The organism is Paraburkholderia sp. Tr-20389 (assembly GCF_017104565.1).
Taxonomy (GTDB): Bacteria; Pseudomonadota; Gammaproteobacteria; order Burkholderiales; family Burkholderiaceae; genus Paraburkholderia.
On record NZ_JAAGPD010000009.1, the window covers coordinates 103,805 to 122,764 of the forward strand.

Below are 18,960 nucleotides of genomic sequence, written 5' to 3' on the forward strand. Positions count from 1 at the left end.
ACCAGCCTGCTTTCGTTCAATGAGAGAGACCCATGAAAAACCTGTTGAATTCGCTTGCGAGCGGTAACTGGCGCGCGCTGCTCGCGTGCTTCCTTTACTTCGATACCGGCTTCACCGTCTGGGTCATGTTCGGGCCGCTGGCGCCGTTCATCAACAAGAGCATCGCGATGTCGCCCGCCGAACTGGGCTTTCTCGTCGCGGTGCCCGTGCTCGGCGCGGCGATCCTGCGCGTGACGCTCGGCAATCTCTATCAGGCTTGCGACGGTCGACGCGTGGCGCTGATGGGCGTCGCGCTGTCGGCGATTCCTTCCGTCGTGCTGCTGCTGATGCCGGGCACGCCGTCATACACGTTGCTGCTGATTCTCGGCGTGTTCCTCGGCGTCGGCGGCGCGAGCTTCGCGGTCGCGCTGCCGATGGCGGGCAGCAACTATCCGCCGAAAGTGCAGGGCCTGGTGCTCGGCCTCGCGGCCGCCGGCAACATCGGCGCAGTGCTGGACGGCTTCATGTTCCCGGCACTCGCCGATCAGTTCGGCTGGGCGAAGGCTGCGGGCGCAGCGTTGCCGCTGCTGGGTCTCGCTGCCGTCGCGCTGTTCTTCTGGGCCAAGGATCTCGGACAGAAGACGGGCAGCGGTGCACAGGCGCTGCGCAGCTTCATCGTGACGCTCGTGGGTCTCGTCGCGCTCGTCGTCGCCGTGCATGCGGGCGTGTTCGGTGCGGGCAAGACGGGCGTGCTGCTGCTGCCCGTGCTCGGCGCGCTGCTCGCGATCGCCGTGCTGCCCAAGCACTATCGCAGCGTGCTCGTCGAGGGCGACACGTGGGTCGTGATGCTGGTCTACAGCATTACGTTCGGTGGCTTTGTCGGCATGTCGTCGTATGTGACGACGCTGCTGATCTCGCTGTATCAGATGCCGCGCCTCGAAGCGGGTCTCTTCATGTCGCTGCTGGCGTGTATCGGTGCGCTGGTGCGTCCCATCGGCGGGCTGGTCGCGGATCGTATTTCGGGTGTGCGTGCGCTGGTGATTCTGCTGGCGGCGATCTCGCTGTGCGACTTCCTGTTCGCCGCGTGGATGCCGCCTGTGTCGGCGGGCATCGCGTTGCTGATCGCGATGTACGTGTGCTTCGGTCTCGGCAATGGCGCGACGTTCCAGCTCGTGCCGCAGCGCTGGAAGGGCAAGACGGGCCTGATGTCGGGCATCGTCGGCGCGGCGGGCGGCATCGGTGGATTCTATCTGCCTGTGATCATGGGCATTGCTAAGGAAGGCACGGGCAGCTATCAGATGGGCTTCGCGACGTTCGGCGTGCTGTCGGCGCTCGCGTTCGGTCTGGTGGTGCTGCATCGCGCGCGGTGGCTGGAATGGGCGCTGCCGAAGGAAAGCGCCATGGTTGTCGAGCCGATTCGCGCAGGCGTGAGCGTGGACAGCGGGGCTTGAGGGTTTCGTCTCCGTCTCGTGCCTTGCGGCGCAAACGATGCTGAAGTTGTCGTGTATGACCCTCCCGTCCGTCGTGCTTGAACTCTAGACTTCACCGCATGGACAGCACGATGGATCGGAGGAAGAGATGGTCGACGCAGCAGGGATAGCGCAGCACTACGGGCCGGAAGGTTTGCTCGATCGCCTGACGGCTGCGCTGTCCACGATGGGGCGCGACGCAGGCCCGCTGCGGATGGAAGAGCTTGCGCCGCTCGATCAGTTCCACTCGCGCGGCCTGGCGGCGACGGTCGAACTTGCACGTGCACTCTCGCTCGACAGTTCGATGAGGGTGCTCGATATCGGATCGGGTCTGGGCGGCCCGTCACGTTATCTTGCGGCGACCTATGGCTGTACCGTGCATGGCGTCGACCTGAGTCTGCCGTTCGTCGAAGCGGCGACTTTCCTCGCGGAGCGAACGGGACTCTCCGGCCTCGTCAGCTATCGACGCGCCGATGCGCTTCATCTTCCGTTCGACGCCGGTGAGTTCGACGTGGCATGGACCCAGCATGTCGCGATGAATATTGCCGATCGCGTTGCGCTCTATCGCGAGACGTCACGTGTTTTGCGTGCGGGCGGCCGCTTTGCGATCTTCGATGTCGTCGCGGCCTCCGACACGCCTTTGCATTTCCCCGTGCCGTGGGCACGTGGACCCGAAGCGAGTTTTCTCGTCACGGCGGATCGCATGCGTGCGTTGCTGGTCGAGCAGGGATTCCGGCCGGTTTCGCAAATCGATACCACTCAGGCGGCGCTCACCTGGTTCTCGGAACGGGAAAAGGCCCGCGCGCAGCAAACGACGCCGCCCGCGCTCGGCCTGCATCTCGCGATGGGACCGGGCTTCGCCGAAATGACGGCGAACCTCGCACGCAATCTGCGTGAAGGGCGTGCAGCGCTCGTTCAGGCCATCTACGAAAAATCCTGAACTCACGCGCGATACTCCCACTCCAACCTCGCCAGGCTCGCGACAGCTTGCCTGGCCGCGTCACCGTCGCGAATTCAAGCCGGCTTCCCAGGGTTTTCAACTAGGGTACGATGCTCCTGGTCGCAAAATTCCCGCTTGCGAGGCCCGGAATTGCATCGGCTGCGAGCGGGTGGACGCTTGTCTATCTTCCCTAAGCTGCTGTATCTGCTAGGTTTTTCGGCGGCCGCAGCGGTACCGGCAGGCGCGCCGTCCGGCTCTTTTTGCAAGCCGACAATCATCATCCATCGCCTTCTTGAATTTGTAATTCCCCGTCCATATAATTAGCACTCACCGCACGAGAGTGCTAACAACATCGCTGGTTGGCGGTGCCAGCCGGCATACCTCAGCGTTCTTCAGTCCCAATCAAGAGAGGATCTATCCATGAACCTTCGTCCTTTGCATGATCGCGTGATCGTCAAGCGTCTGGATCAGGAAACCAAGACCGCATCGGGCATCGTGATCCCCGACGCAGCCGCAGAAAAGCCGGATCAAGGCGAAGTGCTGGCTATCGGCCCGGGCAAGCGTGACGACAAGGGCGCTCCCATCGCGCTCGACGTGAAGGTCGGCGACCGCGTCCTGTTCGGCAAGTACGCAGGCCAGACCGTCAAGGTCGACGGCAACGAACTGCTGGTGATGCGCGAAGAAGACATCATGGCCGTTGTCAACAAGTAAGCACTTGTTCCCGGTTCATTCTCAAGAATTCAAGGAGTTAGAAGATGGCAGCTAAAGACGTCGTGTTCGGCGATTCCGCCCGTGCCAAGATGGTTGAAGGCGTGAACATTCTCGCCAACGCAGTGAAGGTCACGCTCGGTCCGAAGGGCCGTAACGTTGTGCTCGAGCGCAGCTTCGGCGGCCCGACGGTCACCAAGGACGGTGTGTCGGTCGCGAAGGAAATCGAGCTGAAGGACAAGCTCCAGAACATGGGCGCGCAAATGGTCAAGGAAGTTGCTTCCAAGACCAGCGACAACGCCGGTGACGGCACGACGACGGCAACGGTTCTGGCCCAGTCGATCGTTCGCGAAGGCATGAAGTACGTCGCATCGGGCATGAACCCGATGGACCTGAAGCGCGGTATCGACAAGGCCGTCGCAGCAGCAATCGAAGAGCTGCGCAAGATCAGCAAGCCCTGCACGACCAACAAGGAAATCGCGCAAGTCGGCGCGATCTCGGCGAACAGCGACACGTCGATCGGCGATCGCATCGCTGAAGCAATGGACAAGGTCGGCAAGGAAGGCGTCATCACCGTCGAAGACGGCAAGTCGCTGCAAGACGAGCTGGACGTTGTCGAAGGTATGCAATTCGACCGCGGCTACCTGTCGCCGTACTTCATCAACAACCCGGACAAGCAAGTCGCCGTTCTGGACAACCCGTTCGTGCTGCTGCACGACAAGAAGGTGTCGAACATCCGTGATCTGCTGCCGGTTCTCGAGCAAGTCGCCAAGGCTGGCCGTCCGCTGCTGATCATCGCTGAAGACGTCGAAGGCGAAGCGCTGGCTACGCTGGTCGTCAACAACATCCGTGGCATCCTGAAGACGGTTGCCGTGAAGGCTCCGGGCTTCGGCGACCGCCGCAAGGCAATGCTGGAAGACATCGCGATCCTGACGGGTGGCCAGGTCATCGCCGAAGAAACCGGCCTGACGCTGGAAAAGGCGACGCTGGCTGAACTGGGTCAAGCGAAGCGCATCGAAGTGGGCAAGGAAAACACGACGATCATCGACGGCGCCGGCGAAGCAGCAAGCATCGAAGCGCGCGTCAAGCAAGTGCGCACGCAGATCGAAGAAGCGACGTCGGACTACGACCGTGAAAAGCTGCAAGAGCGCGTGGCCAAGCTGGCCGGCGGCGTTGCAGTGATCAAGGTCGGTGCTGCGACCGAAGTCGAAATGAAGGAAAAGAAGGCACGTGTCGAAGACGCTCTGCACGCAACGCGCGCAGCTGTGGAAGAAGGCATCGTGGCCGGCGGCGGCGTCGCGCTGATCCGCGCACGCAGCGCGATCGGTGGCGTGAAGGGTGACAACGCTGACCAGGACGCAGGTATCAAGATCGTCCTGCGCGCAATGGAAGAGCCGCTGCGCCAGATCGTCACGAACGGCGGCGAAGAAGCCAGCGTCGTGGTGGCAGCAGTTGCAGCCGGCACGGGCAACTACGGCTACAACGCAGCAACGGGTGAGTACGGTGACCTGGTGGAAGCCGGTGTCGTCGACCCGACGAAGGTGACGCGTACGGCACTGCAGAACGCAGCTTCGGTTGCTGGCCTGCTGCTGACGACGGACGCCGCTGTCTGCGAACTGCCGAAGGAAGATGCACCGATGGCTGGCGGCATGCCCGGCGGCATGGGCGGCATGGGCATGGACATGTAATTCCAGGTCACTGGAATGCATGAGGGAGGCGCGCTGTGAAGCGTGCTTCCCGTGCCAAAAGAAAAAACCCGCAGTCGCGGGTTTTTTCTTTTGATGTTTCTGGTTTTAGTCTTCAGCGCTGTAGCACCAGAAAGCGTTCGCGCAGATGTTCGAGCACACACGATACGCTGGAAGCCTCACTCAGCGCCGCCGTATCGACGAGCAGTTCGGGGTTCTCGGGCGCTTCGTACGGCGCGGTCACACCCGTGAACGACTTGATGACGCCCGCCTGCGCCTTCGCATAGAGCCCTTTGGGGTCGCGTTTCGCGCAATCGTTTGCTGAAGCGGCTACATAAGTCTCGACAAAGCTGTCATTGCCGATGATCGCGCGCGCCATGTCCCGGTCTTCGCGCATCGGCGAAATCAGGGCGGCAATCACGATGAGCCCGGCGTCGTTCATCAGTCGCGCGACGTGCGCAACCCGGCGGATGTTCTCCCGGCGGTCTTCCTTCGAAAAGCCAAGGTCGCTCGTCAAGCCGTGACGGATGTTGTCGCCGTCGAGCACGTAGCACGCGTGCCCCATGGACATCAGTTCGCGCTCCAGATGAAACGCGATGGTCGACTTGCCGGCGCCCGACAAACCGGTGAGCCAGACAGTGACGGGCTTATGGCCGAGCAACACGGCGCGGTCGCGGCCCGTGATCGTGCCGTTGAAACGTTGGACGTGAGGTTGTATGCGTTCGGCGGGCGCGCGGTTTTCCGGCTCATCGCGAGCGGCGCGACTGTTCGGCGCGCTGCTTTGAGCGCAGCGTGCGCGCGCGTCGGGAACGGCAGCAGCAGCGGCGCCAGGGCGGAGATCTTCCAATTCGGTTATCCGTTCGTTTTCCGCCGTAGAAACCGGCAGTCTGCCGTTGGCTTGGCCTAAATGTGGCGCGGTGTGCGTTGGAGTGAAACGCACGGCGCAGGCATCAAACGAGGTGTCAACCGGACAGCAGGGCAAGGAATATTACAGTTCGTAATTGTACTATTTAAGCGTTCGCCCTGCTGTAACAGATAATTACGGCTGTAATATGTGGTTTGCGAATTCGCGCTTGACTGAAGCGATTTCTTTCGCTTAGCCAACACTCGACCAGCAGCCGATCAACTGCGGAAACTAATGACGAGCCTCGCCCGGCGACGCGTCCGTCCCGCCCGCCAGCGGCACCTCGTCATCACTGCTTCGCGCCCAGAAGAAACGATCGGGAAGGTAAGCACCCATACCCGGACGGAAGGCGGCCTGGGTCGCCTGGAACAGATATTCCTGGGCTTCTCGCACGGCTTCGGCCGGTTCCTGGCCATTCGCCAGCAGCGCGGCGATCGCGGCGCCGAGCGTATCGGTGACGCCCATGATCCGTTGCTGTGTGCGATCCCACATGTCTTGCCGCAACTGGCCGTCCTCGCTGAACAGCGTATTGACGAGCCGGTGCGTGCCCGTTTCCGTCGACAGGATGTATTCACAACCCTGCGACAGCAAATGGGAAATCGCGGCATCGAGTGTCGGCGCTTCGGCGTCGCCGTCCGGTTGCGCGAGCGCAAGGAGGGCAGCGGTATCCGCGACCAGCAACGTGGTTTGCGGCGCGAGCAGATCCGCGATCGCTTCGCGTAGTTCGTCGGCGGCGAGTACGTGCTCGTCGTCGAGCGTGAAGTCGGGCGCCAGGATGAGCGGGATGTCGTCGTAATCCGCGACGACTTCGGCGATCGCGCTGACCACTTCCGCGCGTGTCGCCGCGCCGACCTTGAAGGCGGCGATCGGCATGTCTTCCAGCAGCATCCGCGCTTGCGTCGCGACGACTTCCGGGTCGAGGCCGGTGACTTCGTCGCAGCTCGCCGAGTCGCGCACCGTGTAGCCCGTCAGCACGGAGACGCCGTGGCAGCCCATGCTGGCAAGCGTCATCAGGTCGGCTTGCAGCCCGCCGCCGCCGGTCGGGTCGGACAGGCCGAAGGTGAGAACGATCGGAGGGGTGTCGCTGGCCATGAAATTGTGGTGGGGTCGTTGAGCGGAACATTCGCAGGCCGTACGGCGCTCGCGCGCGTCCGTGCGGCCCACACAGACGGCTCAATTATGCGGCCATATACGATTGCGGGGCACTTTTTCGCATCTGTCGGCGCGCCGTGTCACACATAACGCCGCAAAATGTCGCGTCCGATCGCTCGGACCCCGCATCCGCTAGGCATGGGGGCGGCAACACGGTACCATCATGGCTCCCGTTTCCACGGACTTTTCGACGCGACTCAAGAATGGAATATAAGAGCTGGATGTGCCTGATCTGCGGCTGGATCTACGATGAAGAAGCCGGTCTGCCAGAGGAAGGAATCGCGCCGGGCACGCGATGGGAAGATGTTCCCATCAATTGGACCTGTCCCGAGTGCGGCGCGCGCAAGGAAGACTTCGAGATGGTGCAGATCTGATCGATACGCGTGATGGTGGCGGGCTGTTTCTTGCCCGCCATGCAAGGCCGGTCGATTCGAAACGAATCGTTTTCGCGCGGGATGGAACATCCGCGCACACGCGATGTCGCAGGTTAACGCGTGACTGAGCTTTCCATGCGGTTGATCGCGTTTTAGTCCTTTAGTCCAGCAGGTGCCGTTTCGTGTGCGTGGCGCTTTTTGCGCGCCGATGCCGCCGTGAGCGGCCGCTCGCAGCCGCGCCGCAGTCCGCGCGTTGGTTTGGGCTGGCGGCGCCGTTTTGGAGCCATGCAGTCGGTGGCCCGGCAATTGCACTACTTTCGCCATACCGGCGGTTCCGGTGGCGCAGTTTCGATGCCGCCTGACAGTGCCGGCGTTCCCGAAGCCTGCTCATGACTCTTCGATCCGCATCGCCCGATACGCTCGACGCTCTACCGAATCCCCGTGGCGGTGCCGTGCGCCCCGCGGAGCAGGCCATTGCCGACGCGCTCGACGCGTTCGAGCAGCGCCGCGACATGAACGGGCAACTGCTCGTCGCCGGACGCGCGTTGCGCGAGGCGGGCTGGATCGCCGCGCAACGTTTCACCGACGCGCTGCTGCTCGTCTCGCCGATGGCCGCGAGCGGCCTCGCCGACGAAGCCTCCGCGCGCGCTGCATTCGGCGCGGCGCTGCGGGCGTTCCGCACGGCGCTCGAGCGCCGCAATCTGCGCGAACTCGGCTGCTCGGCTGCGCTTTTCGAGCACTATCGCTCGCTCAGCACGCATATCGCGCAGCACACGCCGGGCTACAGCGTGGCCTTCGAAGACATCGCTCTGGCCGGTCGGCCCATACCTCCCGTTTCGCTGCGTTCGCAATCGGCGGCGCGGCTCGCGCATTTGCGCGCGCGCTACGAGCAGGCCTTGCTGCCTGTGCTGCGCTCGAAAGGGCACGTCAGCACGAGCGCGGTCGCGGGCCTCGTCAATGCCGCGCTCGACGATCTCGATGCCTGCCTCGTCGAACTGGCAGGTCCCGATCCCTATGATTTCTGGCGGCTGGCGCTGGCGTGCACGCGGTCGATGCGCGCGAACGGGCACACCGTCGAAGACATCGAAACACGGCGTTTCTATGCCCGTTGCAACTTGGCGCTCGCCGACGAGCAGCGCGGCATTCCGCTCGCGCCGCGCTCGCTGGTGCGTGCGACGCTTGCGTTGCTGTGGCGCGACTATGCGCTGTTCGGCGCGGCTGCCGAAGACACGGAGAACGTCGAACTGCTGCGCGACTATGGCTTGACGGTCGACTGGCATATTGCCGGCACCCAGGCATCCGAAGCACTGTGGGAGGCAGGCGCGCACCAGGCGGAAACGCTCGCGGCGCACGTCGGCAAGTCGCGCGAACTCGGCATGCTGACCGTCAACGCCAACGCGTACGAAGACTTTCTACAAACCGCCGATGTCGCGATCTCCGCGCTAACGGATCACGCGCGCGCCGCTGACAATCCGCAGAAGGCGGATCCCAGCGCCGCGTTGCAGGCGGGCGATGCCGCGTACCGTCTCGGCGCGGCGGCGTCGGCGCTCGGCCTTGGTCAGGTGGCGCTGCTCGCGGATGCGCTGGGCCTCGCGTGGCGCCGCCGCGCACACGCCGGCGTGTCGACGCCTGCCGTGCGGGCGCATGTGGTGGTCGACGCGCCCGACGCGCGTTCGCTCGAAGCCGCCGCCGAAGCATTGCGCGCGATGCTGCATAAAGTTGCCGCTGGCGTCGCGCCGCAGTCGGCTGCGAACGTGCTGGCTGCGCTGACGCGATCGATCGAGCAGGGCGGCGCATAAAAACGGGCACAGGCGAACCCGGCCCACATCACATGGGGACGGTCCTTCGTCCTATGCCATCCGCCGCGCGATAGCGCACGCGCGTCGTCCCCGGCAAGGTAGAGGCGCGTGATAGAGTGCAGTTTCATGGACTGCGGTTTTCCGGCGGCGCCATTGCAGACTGCCTGCCAGCAACGCCGGCAACCAGCCTGCTGCACGATTCTGGCGCAAGGAGCGAGCCCCGCAGTCGCGCATTGTCTTTGCTAAACTTCCACCTATGCCCAAGAGTAACGATCGCATCAATCTGACCAACCAGTTCCTGATCGCCATGCCGAACATGGCGGACCCGACGTTTTCAGGAACGGTGGTCTACCTTTGCGATCACAGCGAGCGCGGCGCGCTCGGCCTCGTCATCAACAGGCCGACGGATATCGACCTTCAGGCGCTCTTCAATCGCATCGATCTCAAGCTCGAGATCGAGCCTCTTCTGCATGTCCCTGTGTATTTCGGCGGCCCGGTGCAAACCGAGCGCGGCTTCGTGTTGCACGACGCATCGGAAAGTACGTATACCTCGTCGATGCAGGTGCCCGGCGGCCTCGAAATGACGACCTCGAAAGACGTGCTGGAAGCCGTCGCGAGCGGTAAGGGCCCGGAGCGTTTTCTGCTGACGCTCGGCCACGCCGGCTGGGGCGCGGGGCAACTGGAAGACGAAATTTCGAAGAACGGCTGGCTCACGGTTCAGGCCGACCCGAAGATCGTCTTCGACGTACCCGCCGAAGACCGTTTCGAAGCGGCGCTCGCGCTGCTCGGCATTTCGTCTTCGATGCTCTCCGGCGAAGCAGGTCACGCATGAGCGGTGTGGCCGGACGTGAGGCGACGCTGCTCGCGTTCGACTACGGTGAAAAGCGGATCGGCGTTGCGGTCGGCAATTCGCTCACCCGCAGCGCGCGACCGCTCGTCGTTCTACAAAATCGCAACCGCGAATATCGCTTCGAAGCCGTCGGCAAGCTGATCGACGAATGGAAGCCGGACGCGCTCGTCGTCGGCCTGCCCATGCACCCCGACGGCACACCACACGAACGAACCCAGCTCGCGAAGCGGTTCGGCAACCAGCTGAACGGACGCTTCAATCTTCCCGTCTCATGGGTCGACGAACGCTATTCGTCGGTCGAGGCGGAAGCGGGCATCCGCAGCGGAACGCGGCAGGCGGGCATGCTCGACGCCGAAGCCGCGTGCATCATCCTTCAGCAATACCTGGACGGACTGACCGACGATCATGAGTTCCATTGACGCCGAGGCGCTCTACCGCGCCGTGCTCGAACAGATTCGCGCCGCATACGGCGACGCGCTGGGCGGTTCCGGCGGCGCAGTGTTCGCCGGCATCTACAGCGGCGGCGCGTGGCTTGCCGAACGTCTCGCGAAAGATCTGAACGTGTCGACGTTCGGTGTCGTCAACGTCGCGCTGCATCGCGACGACTACGCGAAGAAGGGTTTGCACACGCAGGCCAATCCGACTTCGTTGCCGTTCGAAGTCGAAGGCCGGCGCATCGTGCTCGTCGACGACGTGCTGTACACCGGCCGCACCGTGCGCGCCGCGTTGAACGAACTCTACGACTACGGGCGTCCCGCATCGGTCGAACTTGCGGTGCTGGCCGATCGCGGCGGGCGCGAGCTGCCGGTGGCGGCGCGCTTCGTCGGCGGCACGATCGACGTGCCGGCCGATGCGACGCTCGTGCTGTCGCGCGACGGCGAGCGCTTCACGTTTCACACCGAGCCGCGCGCGGATTGAGCGCGGCACTTCGGCATCGAAAGCAATACGGGCAGCACACGCAGTCCCGAGTCTGATTCAGGAAGACCATGAACACGCCCAACCTGGTTCCCCAAGGTTCCACCGCTTCCGCCGACAACGCCGCGTCAACGGACCGTTTTCGCTACGGTTTCCTGAAGGGCAATCCGCAGCTCACAAAGAACGGCGAACTGAAGCATCTGCTGACCATCGAAGGCCTGCCGCGTGCAATCGTCACGCACATTCTCGACACGGCCGAGCAATTCGTCAGCGTGACTGATCGAGAAGTGAAGAAGGTGCCGCTGCTGCGCGGCAAATCGGTATTTAACCTGTTCTTCGAAAACTCGACGCGCACGCGCACCACGTTCGAAATCGCCGCGAAACGGCTGTCTGCGGACGTGATCAACCTGAACATCAACGCATCGTCGACGAGCAAGGGCGAGTCGCTGCTCGACACGATCAACAACCTGTCGGCGATGCATGCCGACATGTTCGTCGTGCGCCACGCGTCGAGCGGTGCGCCGTATCTGATCGCCGAGCATTGCGCGCCGCACGTGCACGTGATCAACGCCGGCGACGGCCGTCACGCGCACCCGACGCAGGGCCTGCTGGACATGTACACGATCCGCCATTACAAGCGCGATTTCACGAATCTGCGTGTGGCGATCGTCGGCGACATTCTGCATTCGCGCGTCGCGCGTTCGGACATTCATGCACTCACCACGCTCGGCGTGCCGGAGGTGCGCGCGATCGGTCCGCGCACGCTGTTGCCGGGCGGTCTTGAGCAGATGGGCGTGCGCGTGTTCCACAATCTCGACGAAGGGCTGAAGGACGTCGACGTGATCATCATGCTGCGTCTGCAGAACGAGCGGATGAGCGGCGCATTGCTGCCGTCGGCGCAGGAATACTTCAAGAGCTGGGGGCTGACGCCGGAGCGCCTCGCACTCGCGAAGCCCGACGCAATCGTGATGCATCCGGGACCGATGAACCGTGGCGTCGAGATTGATTCGCAGGTGGCGGACGGTCCGCAATCGGTGATCCTCAATCAGGTGACGTTCGGCATCGCGGTGCGCATGGCGGTGATGGGTATCGTCGCGGGCAATAACGACTGACTCACATCCGTCTCAGAGACAGCAGGCAAGCAGGCAAAAAAGGCAGCGCATGAAGATTCATATTCAAGGCGGCACGCTGATCGATCCGGTAGCGGGCACCGAGCAGCAACAGGACGTATTCATCGCGGCGGGCAAGATCGTCGCGCTCGGCAACGCGCCCGCCGATTTCAACGCGGCGAAAACCATCGACGCGAGAGGCCTGTGTGTGGCGCCGGGCTTCGTCGATCTATCGGCGCGGCTGCGCGAACCCGGCTACGAGCACAAGGCGACGCTCGAATCCGAAATGGCCGCCGCGCTCGCCGGCGGCGTGACGAGTCTCGTGTGTCCGCCCGACACCGATCCTGTACTCGACGAGCCGGGCCTCATAGAAATGCTCAAATTCCGGGCGCGCAATCTCAACCGCACGCATGTGTATCCGCTCGGCGCGCTGACAGTCGGACTCAAGGGGCAAGTCATCACCGAAATGGTCGCGCTGACGGAGTCGGGCTGCGTCGGTTTTTCGCAGGCCGATACGCCTATCGTCGACACGCAGGTTCTGCTGCGCGCGCTGCAGTACGCGAACACCTACGGCTACACCGTGTGGCTGCGCCCGCAGGATGCGTATCTCGCGAAGGGCGGCGTGGCGGCGAGCGGCCCGCTCGCGTCGCGGCTGGGTCTGTCGGGCGTGCCCGTGTCGGCCGAAACGATCGCGCTGCATACGATCTTCGAACTCGTACGTGTGACGGGTGCGCGTGTGCATCTGTCGCATGTGTCGTCGGCGACGGGCGTCGAGCTGATGCGCGCGGCGAAGGCGGAAGGGCTGCCTGTGAGCTGCGACGTCACGATCAATCATGTGCATCTGATCGATCTCGACATCGGCTACTTCGATGCCCAGTTCCGGCTCGATCCTCCGCTGCGTTCGCAGCGCGATCGCGAAGCGATCCGTGCGGGCCTGCTGGACGGAACGATCGACGCGATCTGTTCGGACCACACGCCCGTCGACGACGACGAAAAGCTGCTGCCGTTCGCCGAAGCGACGCCCGGCGCGACGGGGCTCGAATTGCTGTTCTCGCTTACGGTCAAGTGGGCCGACGAGGCGGGCATTCCGCTCGCGAAGGCGCTGAACCGTATTACGGCTGCGCCCGCCAACGTATTGAAGCTGCCCGCTGGGCGCATCGAAGCGGGCGCAACCGCTGATCTATGCGTATTCGACCGTAACGGCCATTGGCGCATCGAGCCGCGCGCGCTGAAGAGCCAAGGGCACAACACGCCGTTCCTCGGCTATGAACTGCCGGCTCGCGTGCGCGCGACGGTCGTGTCAGGGCAGATCGCGTTCGAGCAGCACTGAGTGCGTCCGTACTCGTACGACACCCGGCAAAGAATGCAAAGATAAGCGGAAGACTCGCAACATGAAGCTCGCGTTTCGCAAGGTTCGACTGGTGGTGCATCTACTCCAGGGCATGTGGCTGCTCTCGACACGTTTTCCGCGCGCAAGCGCACAACAGCGTCTGGAACTGAACCGCGCCTGGTCGGTGCGCATGCTGCAGCTGTGCGGCATGCGCCTCGTCGTGCACAACGACGGCGCGCGGCTCGACGAAGGCGTGCTCGTCGTCGCGAACCACATTTCGTGGATCGACATTTACGTGATCAACGCGTGGCGGCCGACGCCGTTCCTGTCGAAGGCCGAGATCCGCAAGTGGCCCGTGGTCGGCTGGTGTGCGGAGCAGCTCGGCACCGTATTCATTCAGCGCGAGAAGCGCAGCGACGCGAAGCGCATCATGCATGATCTCGCTAGCCGGCTGAACGCAGGGGAACTGATGTGCGTGTTCCCGGAGGGCACTACGACCGATGGCGTGCAACTGCTGCCGTTTCACGCGAACATGTTTCAGGCGGCCGTATCGGCGTCGCGGCCCGTCCAGCCCGTGTGCATGATGTACGAGGATGCGCAGGGAGGGCAGTCGACGGCGCCTGCGTATATCGGTGAGATGTCGCTCGGTCAGTCGCTCGATGCGTTGCTGCGCGGCGGCCCGCTGACGGCGCATGTGTATGTCGGCGCGCCGCTCGCACCGGGTGCCGACCGGCGTTTACTGGCGGCCGAAGCACAAGCCGCCGTGGGCGCGGCGCTCGCCGCGCTGCAAGACCCCGAAGCGCGCCGCTCGGGACAGATCGCGGATCGCACGCAGGAGTTCATCGACGCCGCTTCAAAGAGCCCGCAGGAGTCGCTGCCGGGTCCGGACGTCGACATGACGCGCCACGCGTAGCGTGTCGGCCGCGTTCAGTTCACATCGGCGCGGCAGCCTTCGCATTCCACTTGCGTGACGGTGCGTTCGGCGGGCGACTGGGCCAGCCGGACGGCCGACAACTGTTCGCCCCACACGCAGCCCGAATCGAGACCGATCAGGTTGTCGCGGACCATCAGGCCGAGTGCGGCCCAGTGTCCGAAGACAACCGTGATGTCGTCGGTCTTGCGGTCCGGCACATCGAACCACGGCATGAAGCCCGCGGGCGCCGACCCGACACCGCCGCTCGACGAGAAGTCCATCACGCCGTCGGCATTGCAGAAGCGCATGCGGGTGAGCGCCGTGCACGTGAGGCGCAGCCGGTCGATGCCCTTGAGGCCCGGCTTCCAGCGGTTCGGCTCGTTGCCGTACAGGCCGGCGAGCGTTTCCTTCCAGCCCGGCGCGCGCAACGCACGTTGCAGTTCGTCGGCGAGTTCCAGCGTCAGGGCGACATCCCATTGCGGCAGCACGCCCGCATGCACGAGCAGCATGCCGTTCTCGTAGTGAACGAGCGGCCGGTGACGAATCCAGTGCAGCAGATCGTCTGCGTCGGGCGCGGCGAGGATTTCTTCGATCGTGTCGCCTTTCTTCGACTTTCTGATTCCCGCCGACACCGACAGCAGATGCAAATCGTGATTGCCCAGCACGGGCACCGCGCGGTCGCCTAGCGCGATGATGTCGCGCAGCGTCGCGAGCGACTCGCCGCCGCGGTTGATCAGGTCGCCCGCGAACCAGAGTCGCGCGTCGGCGGGCGGTGCGGCCTTCGCGAGCAATTGCTGGAATTGGGTACGGCAGCCCTGCAGATCGCCGAAAGCGAGGGGAGCGGAAGCGGTGGAAGCGGTCATCGGCAAGAAGTGGTGGTCCGAAGGGGGACAGTCGCGAGCGGTTTTCGCGCTGTCACGATGCGCCCGGCATTGAATTCGACGCGCTGGCAGCTGAGCTGCATTGCACAACGCGACATGATAGCGCGCGTGCCCAGCGGTGTCCGGCAACGAAAACGGGTCCGGACGGCGGCCACGCCGTCATTGCCGCGATCCCGACGCAAGCACGGAATTATTTTGATTTTTTTCGGATTTTTTGAGGATTTTCTGGCGGTCAAACTACGCTTCCACGCCCATTGGGAATGAACAGGGTCGATTCATTCGTCCGACATAATCGGCCGATGCGCGCTTAAGGTGCACCTGGCGCACTCAGATCGAGGGAGGAAGTGATTTGCGGCATCCGTCTCAACCAGTCATCCATCGCGTTCTCATCACGGGAGCGAACGGTTTCACTGGGGCCTACGTCCGCGAAGAACTCGCCGACGCGGGTTACGAGGTCATCGGTACGACGGCGGGCGAGCCGGCGGCCGGCGAGCGGACGCTCGACATTACTTCCCTGTCGGATTGCCGCCGTCTGATCGGCGAGCTGAAGCCGGCGTTCATCGTGCATCTTGCGGCGATCAGCTTCGTCGCGCATGACGATCCGTTGGAAATGTACAACGTCAACGTGATCGGCACGACGAATCTGCTGCAGGCCTGCGTCGACGTCGGACACGAGCCGCGCAAGATCCTGATTGCGAGCAGCGCGAACATCTACGGCAACGCGGAAGGCGTCGTCGACGAGAACACGCCCGCCGCGCCCGTCAACCACTACGCGGCGAGCAAGCTGGCGATGGAGCATCTGGTGCGGACCTGGTTCGACCGGCTGCCGATCGTTGTCACACGGCCCTTCAACTACACCGGACGAGGGCAATCCGAGCGTTTCCTGGTTCCCAAAATCGTTTCCCATTTCGTCCGTCGGCGGCCGTTTATCGAGCTGGGAAACCTCAATGTCGCACGCGATTTCTCGGACGTCCGGATGGTGTCGCAGGCCTATCGGGCGCTGCTGGAATCGCCCGTCGCCGGGGAGACGCTCAATGTGTGCAGCGGCAGCCCGCGCACCCTGACGGATATCATCGACATCGCGCGCGAGGCGTCCGGGCATGATCTCGAAATTCGCGTAAATCCCGCCTTCGTCCGTCAAAATGAGGTCAAGGTGCTGGTCGGATCGGCCAGGCGGCTCAATCGCGTCGTGCCCGACATGCCCGCCATCGACCTCGAAGACACCATCGGCTGGATGCTTTCCATCGCCTGATTTTCAAACTGCATCAGTTTGTTAGTGCGCTGGTGTTTCTCTTCGACACCTTTATAATGGCCGGTTACGTACCCACGTGCGCCCGTGTGACGCCCGGTCAGTTTTGCCGGCGGCATCGACAGTCAGGTAATAATTGCCAGACGGCTGCCGCCACGGCACCCGGTCCACTCGGCCAAGAAAATCTCAAGAAGGAATCCCATGATCCTGGTAACGGGCGGTGCCGGCTTTATCGGCGCCAATTTCGTGCTTGAATGGTTGAACGCCTCGGACGAGCCGGTCCTGAATCTGGACAAGCTCACCTACGCCGGCAATCTGGGCACGTTGAAATCGCAACAGGACAACCCCCGTCACGTGTTCGTGCGCGCAGACATCTGCGATCGCGACGCGCTCGACAAACTCTTCGCCGAGCACAAGCCGCGTGCGGTGCTGCACTTCGCCGCCGAAAGCCACGTCGACCGCTCCATTCACGGACCGGCGGACTTCGTGCAGACCAACGTCGTCGGTACCTTCACGCTGCTCGAAGCAGCCCGATCGTACTGGAACACGCTGAATGCCGCAGACAAGGCAGCCTTCCGCTTCCTGCACGTATCGACGGATGAAGTGTTCGGCTCGCTGTCGGCGACCGATCCGCAATTCTCCGAAACGACGCCTTACGCGCCGAACAGCCCGTATTCGGCGACCAAGGCAGGCTCCGACCATCTCGTGCGTGCGTATCACCACACGTATGGTCTGCCCGTGTTGACGACCAACTGCTCGAACAACTACGGCCCCTACCAGTTCCCCGAAAAGCTCATCCCGCTGATGATCGCGAACGCGCTCGCGGGCAAGCCGCTGCCCGTGTATGGCGACGGTCAGAACGTGCGCGACTGGCTGTACGTCGGCGACCATTGCAGCGCGATCCGCGAAGTGCTCTCGCGCGGCGTGCCGGGCGAGACGTACAACGTCGGCGGCTGGAACGAGAAGAAGAACCTCGAAGTCGTGCATACGCTGTGCGACCTGCTGGATCAGAAGCGTCCGAAGGTGCAGGGCTCGTATCGCGACCAGATCACGTATGTGACCGACCGTCCGGGCCACGACCGCCGTTATGCCATCGATGCGCGCAAGCTCGAGCGCGAGCTGGGCTGGCTGCCGGCGGAAACGTTCGAAACGGGCCTCGCGAAGACGGTGCAGTGGTATCTCGACAACCAGGAATGGGTCGACGAAGTCGCTTCGGGCGAGTACCGCAAGTGGGTCGAAACGAACTACGCGCAACGCGCGTAAGGGCGGAACGATGGCGCGCAAGGGCATTATTCTGGCGGGCGGCTCGGGCACCCGGCTGTATCCTATAACGCATGTCGTATCGAAGCAGCTGCTTCCCGTGTACGACAAGCCGATGATCTATTACCCGCTGTCGACGCTGATGATCTCGGGCATCCGCGACGTGCTGATCATCTCGACGCCGCAAGATACGCCGCGCTTCGAAGCGATGCTCGGCGACGGCAGCCAGTGGGGGATGAACATCCAGTATGCGGTGCAGCCGTCGCCGGATGGCCTCGCGCAGGCGTTCATCATCGGCAAGGACTTCGTCGGCAACGATCCGTCGGCGCTGATTCTCGGCGACAACATTTTCTACGGTCACGATCTGGCGAAGCAGCTGGAACGCGCGAATGCGCGCACGGATGGCGCAACGGTTTTCGCCTATCACGTGCACGATCCCGAGCGCTATGGCGTGGTCGAGTTCGACAAGGACTTCCGCGCGCTGTCGATCGAAGAGAAGCCCGCTAAGCCGCGTTCGAACTACGCGGTGACGGGTCTGTACTTCTACGACAATCAAGTTTGCGATATTGCTGCCGATATCAAGCCTTCAGCCCGTGGTGAGCTCGAAATCACGGACGTGAATTCGCGTTACCTTTCGCAGAAGACGCTCGATGTGGAAATCATGGGCCGCGGCTATGCCTGGCTCGATACGGGTACGCACGATTCGCTGATTGAAGCGGCGACGTTCATCGCGACGCTGCAGAAGCGGCAGGGTCTTGTGGTTGCGTGTCCGGAAGAGATTGCGTACCGGCGTAAGTGGATCGGCGCCGAGCAATTGCTTGCGCTCGCCAAGCCGTTGTCGAAGAACGCATACGGGCAGTATCTGCAAAACCTTCTTACGGACCAAGTCGCATGGCCATCAGCGTAACTGCAACGGCGCTTCCTGAAGTCAAGCTCATCGAGCCGAAGGTGTTCGGTGATGCGCGCGGTTTTTTCCTGGAAAGCTTCAACGCACGGGAATTTGCAGAGAAGGTCGAGGCGGGCGTCGAGTTCGTGCAGGACAACCATTCGCGTTCCGCGAAGGGTGTGCTGCGCGGGCTTCACTACCAGATCCAGCATTCGCAGGGAAAGCTCGTGCGGGTGGCGGAGGGCGAAGTGTTCGACGTCGCGGTGGACATACGCAAGAGTTCGCCGAATTTCGGCAAGTGGGCCGGCGTCGTGCTGTCGGGCGACAACCACCGGCAACTGTGGATTCCGCCCGGCTTCGCGCACGGTTTCGTCGTGCTGTCGGAGTCGGCGCAGTTCCTTTACAAGACAACTGACTACTGGTCGCCGGAGCACGAGCGCAGCATCGTCTGGAACGATCCCGAGATCGGCATCGAATGGCCGATCGATTTCGAGCCGGTGCTGGCCGCCAAAGACGCAGCCGGAAAGCGCCTGAGCGAAGCCGAATGCTTTGCGTGA

Annotated in this window: 19 protein-coding genes; 16 read left to right on the top strand and 3 right to left on the bottom strand. The window is 63.2% G+C overall.

The features are described from left to right. Positions 1-32: 32 nt before the first annotated feature. The 4 genes from G3N95_RS13140 to groL all read left to right on the top strand — a co-directional run bounded on the left by G3N95_RS13140 (position 33) and on the right by groL (position 4,784). Complete coding sequence (locus tag G3N95_RS13140) at positions 33-1,430, top strand: MFS transporter (RefSeq protein ID WP_205970425.1); 1,398 nt, start codon at positions 33-35, stop codon at positions 1,428-1,430. 127 nt (positions 1,431-1,557) lie between these two features. Continuing rightward, complete coding sequence (locus tag G3N95_RS13145) at positions 1,558-2,388, top strand: methyltransferase domain-containing protein (protein ID WP_205970426.1); 831 nt, start codon at positions 1,558-1,560, stop codon at positions 2,386-2,388. A gap of 420 nt (positions 2,389-2,808) precedes the next feature. Next, complete coding sequence (locus G3N95_RS13150; RefSeq protein WP_028372031.1) at positions 2,809-3,099, top strand: co-chaperone GroES; 291 nt, start codon at positions 2,809-2,811, stop codon at positions 3,097-3,099. 44 nt (positions 3,100-3,143) lie between these two features. Beyond that, positions 3,144-4,784 carry a chaperonin GroEL gene (gene groL, locus G3N95_RS13155; RefSeq protein WP_205970427.1) on the top strand — a complete coding sequence of 547 codons (1,641 nt, stop codon included), beginning with the start codon at positions 3,144-3,146 and terminating at the stop codon, positions 4,782-4,784. Positions 4,785-4,896: 112 nt separating this feature from the next. Here groL and cysC read toward each other — a convergent pair whose 3' ends face one another. Together cysC and G3N95_RS13165 are read right to left on the bottom strand one after the other, a co-directional pair. Further along, positions 4,897-5,499, bottom strand: coding sequence for an adenylyl-sulfate kinase (gene cysC / locus G3N95_RS13160; RefSeq protein ID WP_205970583.1), 603 nt, complete (start codon positions 5,497-5,499; stop codon positions 4,897-4,899). 417 nt (positions 5,500-5,916) lie between these two features. Further along, complete coding sequence (locus tag G3N95_RS13165; RefSeq protein ID WP_205970428.1) at positions 5,917-6,777, bottom strand: hydroxymethylpyrimidine/phosphomethylpyrimidine kinase; 861 nt, start codon at positions 6,775-6,777, stop codon at positions 5,917-5,919. A 263-nt stretch (positions 6,778-7,040) separates the two neighbouring features. Here G3N95_RS13165 and G3N95_RS13170 point away from each other — a divergent pair, with 263 nt between their 5' ends. From G3N95_RS13170 to G3N95_RS13205, 8 genes are all read left to right on the top strand, one after another. Then, complete coding sequence (locus G3N95_RS13170; RefSeq protein ID WP_004186709.1) at positions 7,041-7,211, top strand: rubredoxin; 171 nt, start codon at positions 7,041-7,043, stop codon at positions 7,209-7,211. Positions 7,212-7,600: 389 nt separating this feature from the next. Continuing rightward, a complete protein-coding gene (locus G3N95_RS13175; RefSeq protein WP_205970429.1) occupies positions 7,601-9,010 on the top strand; it encodes a hypothetical protein in 1,410 nt (469 codons plus the stop codon). 256 nt (positions 9,011-9,266) lie between these two features. Further along, positions 9,267-9,842 (top strand): YqgE/AlgH family protein, encoded by a 576-nt coding sequence (locus G3N95_RS13180; protein WP_054919329.1) that lies wholly within the window; start codon positions 9,267-9,269, stop codon positions 9,840-9,842. Then, a complete protein-coding gene (ruvX, locus tag G3N95_RS13185) occupies positions 9,839-10,279 on the top strand; it encodes a Holliday junction resolvase RuvX (RefSeq protein ID WP_205970430.1) in 441 nt (146 codons plus the stop codon). Before G3N95_RS13180 ends, ruvX begins: the two co-directional genes overlap by 4 nt. Continuing rightward, positions 10,266-10,778, top strand: a complete 513-nt coding sequence (gene pyrR / locus G3N95_RS13190; protein WP_205970431.1) for a bifunctional pyr operon transcriptional regulator/uracil phosphoribosyltransferase PyrR — start codon at positions 10,266-10,268, stop codon at positions 10,776-10,778. Before ruvX ends, pyrR begins: the two co-directional genes overlap by 14 nt. A 68-nt stretch (positions 10,779-10,846) precedes the next feature. Then, complete coding sequence (locus G3N95_RS13195; protein WP_205970432.1) at positions 10,847-11,887, top strand: aspartate carbamoyltransferase catalytic subunit; 1,041 nt, start codon at positions 10,847-10,849, stop codon at positions 11,885-11,887. A 49-nt stretch (positions 11,888-11,936) separates the two neighbouring features. Then, complete coding sequence (locus G3N95_RS13200; RefSeq protein ID WP_205970433.1) at positions 11,937-13,214, top strand: dihydroorotase; 1,278 nt, start codon at positions 11,937-11,939, stop codon at positions 13,212-13,214. A gap of 61 nt (positions 13,215-13,275) precedes the next feature. Beyond that, positions 13,276-14,127 carry a lysophospholipid acyltransferase family protein gene (locus tag G3N95_RS13205; protein ID WP_205970434.1) on the top strand — a complete coding sequence of 284 codons (852 nt, stop codon included), beginning with the start codon at positions 13,276-13,278 and terminating at the stop codon, positions 14,125-14,127. 14 nt (positions 14,128-14,141) lie between these two features. Here G3N95_RS13205 and G3N95_RS13210 read toward each other — a convergent pair whose 3' ends face one another. Then, a complete protein-coding gene (locus G3N95_RS13210; RefSeq protein ID WP_205970435.1) occupies positions 14,142-14,990 on the bottom strand; it encodes a symmetrical bis(5'-nucleosyl)-tetraphosphatase in 849 nt (282 codons plus the stop codon). A 367-nt stretch (positions 14,991-15,357) separates the two neighbouring features. Here G3N95_RS13210 and G3N95_RS13215 point away from each other — a divergent pair, with 367 nt between their 5' ends. From G3N95_RS13215 to rfbC, 4 genes are all read left to right on the top strand, one after another. Continuing rightward, positions 15,358-16,260: a GDP-mannose 4,6-dehydratase gene (locus G3N95_RS13215; protein WP_205970436.1), complete on the top strand. Its 903-nt coding sequence runs from the start codon at positions 15,358-15,360 to the stop codon at positions 16,258-16,260. A 198-nt stretch (positions 16,261-16,458) separates the two neighbouring features. Next, complete coding sequence (gene rfbB / locus G3N95_RS13220; protein WP_205970437.1) at positions 16,459-17,520, top strand: dTDP-glucose 4,6-dehydratase; 1,062 nt, start codon at positions 16,459-16,461, stop codon at positions 17,518-17,520. Between the two features lie 10 nt (positions 17,521-17,530). Beyond that, positions 17,531-18,424, top strand: a complete 894-nt coding sequence (gene rfbA / locus G3N95_RS13225) for a glucose-1-phosphate thymidylyltransferase RfbA (protein WP_241018476.1) — start codon at positions 17,531-17,533, stop codon at positions 18,422-18,424. Further along, positions 18,409-18,960, top strand: a complete 552-nt coding sequence (rfbC, locus tag G3N95_RS13230; RefSeq protein WP_205970438.1) for a dTDP-4-dehydrorhamnose 3,5-epimerase — start codon at positions 18,409-18,411, stop codon at positions 18,958-18,960. Before rfbA ends, rfbC begins: the two co-directional genes overlap by 16 nt.

Coding starts and splice junctions, on each gene's coding strand:
- G3N95_RS13145 (WP_205970426.1), top strand. CDS start 1,558: ATGGTCGACGCAGCAGGGATAGCGCAGCACTACGGGCCGGAAGGTTTG.
- G3N95_RS13205 (WP_205970434.1), top strand. CDS start 13,276: ATGAAGCTCGCGTTTCGCAAGGTTCGACTGGTGGTGCATCTACTCCAG.
- G3N95_RS13170 (WP_004186709.1), top strand. CDS start 7,041: ATGGAATATAAGAGCTGGATGTGCCTGATCTGCGGCTGGATCTACGAT.
- groL (WP_205970427.1), top strand. CDS start 3,144: ATGGCAGCTAAAGACGTCGTGTTCGGCGATTCCGCCCGTGCCAAGATG.
- ruvX (WP_205970430.1), top strand. CDS start 9,839: ATGAGCGGTGTGGCCGGACGTGAGGCGACGCTGCTCGCGTTCGACTAC.
- G3N95_RS13210 (WP_205970435.1), bottom strand. CDS start 14,990: ATGACCGCTTCCACCGCTTCCGCTCCCCTCGCTTTCGGCGATCTGCAG.
- pyrR (WP_205970431.1), top strand. CDS start 10,266: ATGAGTTCCATTGACGCCGAGGCGCTCTACCGCGCCGTGCTCGAACAG.
- rfbC (WP_205970438.1), top strand. CDS start 18,409: ATGGCCATCAGCGTAACTGCAACGGCGCTTCCTGAAGTCAAGCTCATC.
- rfbB (WP_205970437.1), top strand. CDS start 16,459: ATGATCCTGGTAACGGGCGGTGCCGGCTTTATCGGCGCCAATTTCGTG.
- G3N95_RS13165 (WP_205970428.1), bottom strand. CDS start 6,777: ATGGCCAGCGACACCCCTCCGATCGTTCTCACCTTCGGCCTGTCCGAC.
- G3N95_RS13140 (WP_205970425.1), top strand. CDS start 33: ATGAAAAACCTGTTGAATTCGCTTGCGAGCGGTAACTGGCGCGCGCTG.
- G3N95_RS13200 (WP_205970433.1), top strand. CDS start 11,937: ATGAAGATTCATATTCAAGGCGGCACGCTGATCGATCCGGTAGCGGGC.
- G3N95_RS13150 (WP_028372031.1), top strand. CDS start 2,809: ATGAACCTTCGTCCTTTGCATGATCGCGTGATCGTCAAGCGTCTGGAT.
- G3N95_RS13175 (WP_205970429.1), top strand. CDS start 7,601: ATGACTCTTCGATCCGCATCGCCCGATACGCTCGACGCTCTACCGAAT.
- G3N95_RS13195 (WP_205970432.1), top strand. CDS start 10,847: ATGAACACGCCCAACCTGGTTCCCCAAGGTTCCACCGCTTCCGCCGAC.
- G3N95_RS13180 (WP_054919329.1), top strand. CDS start 9,267: ATGCCCAAGAGTAACGATCGCATCAATCTGACCAACCAGTTCCTGATC.
- rfbA (WP_241018476.1), top strand. CDS start 17,531: ATGGCGCGCAAGGGCATTATTCTGGCGGGCGGCTCGGGCACCCGGCTG.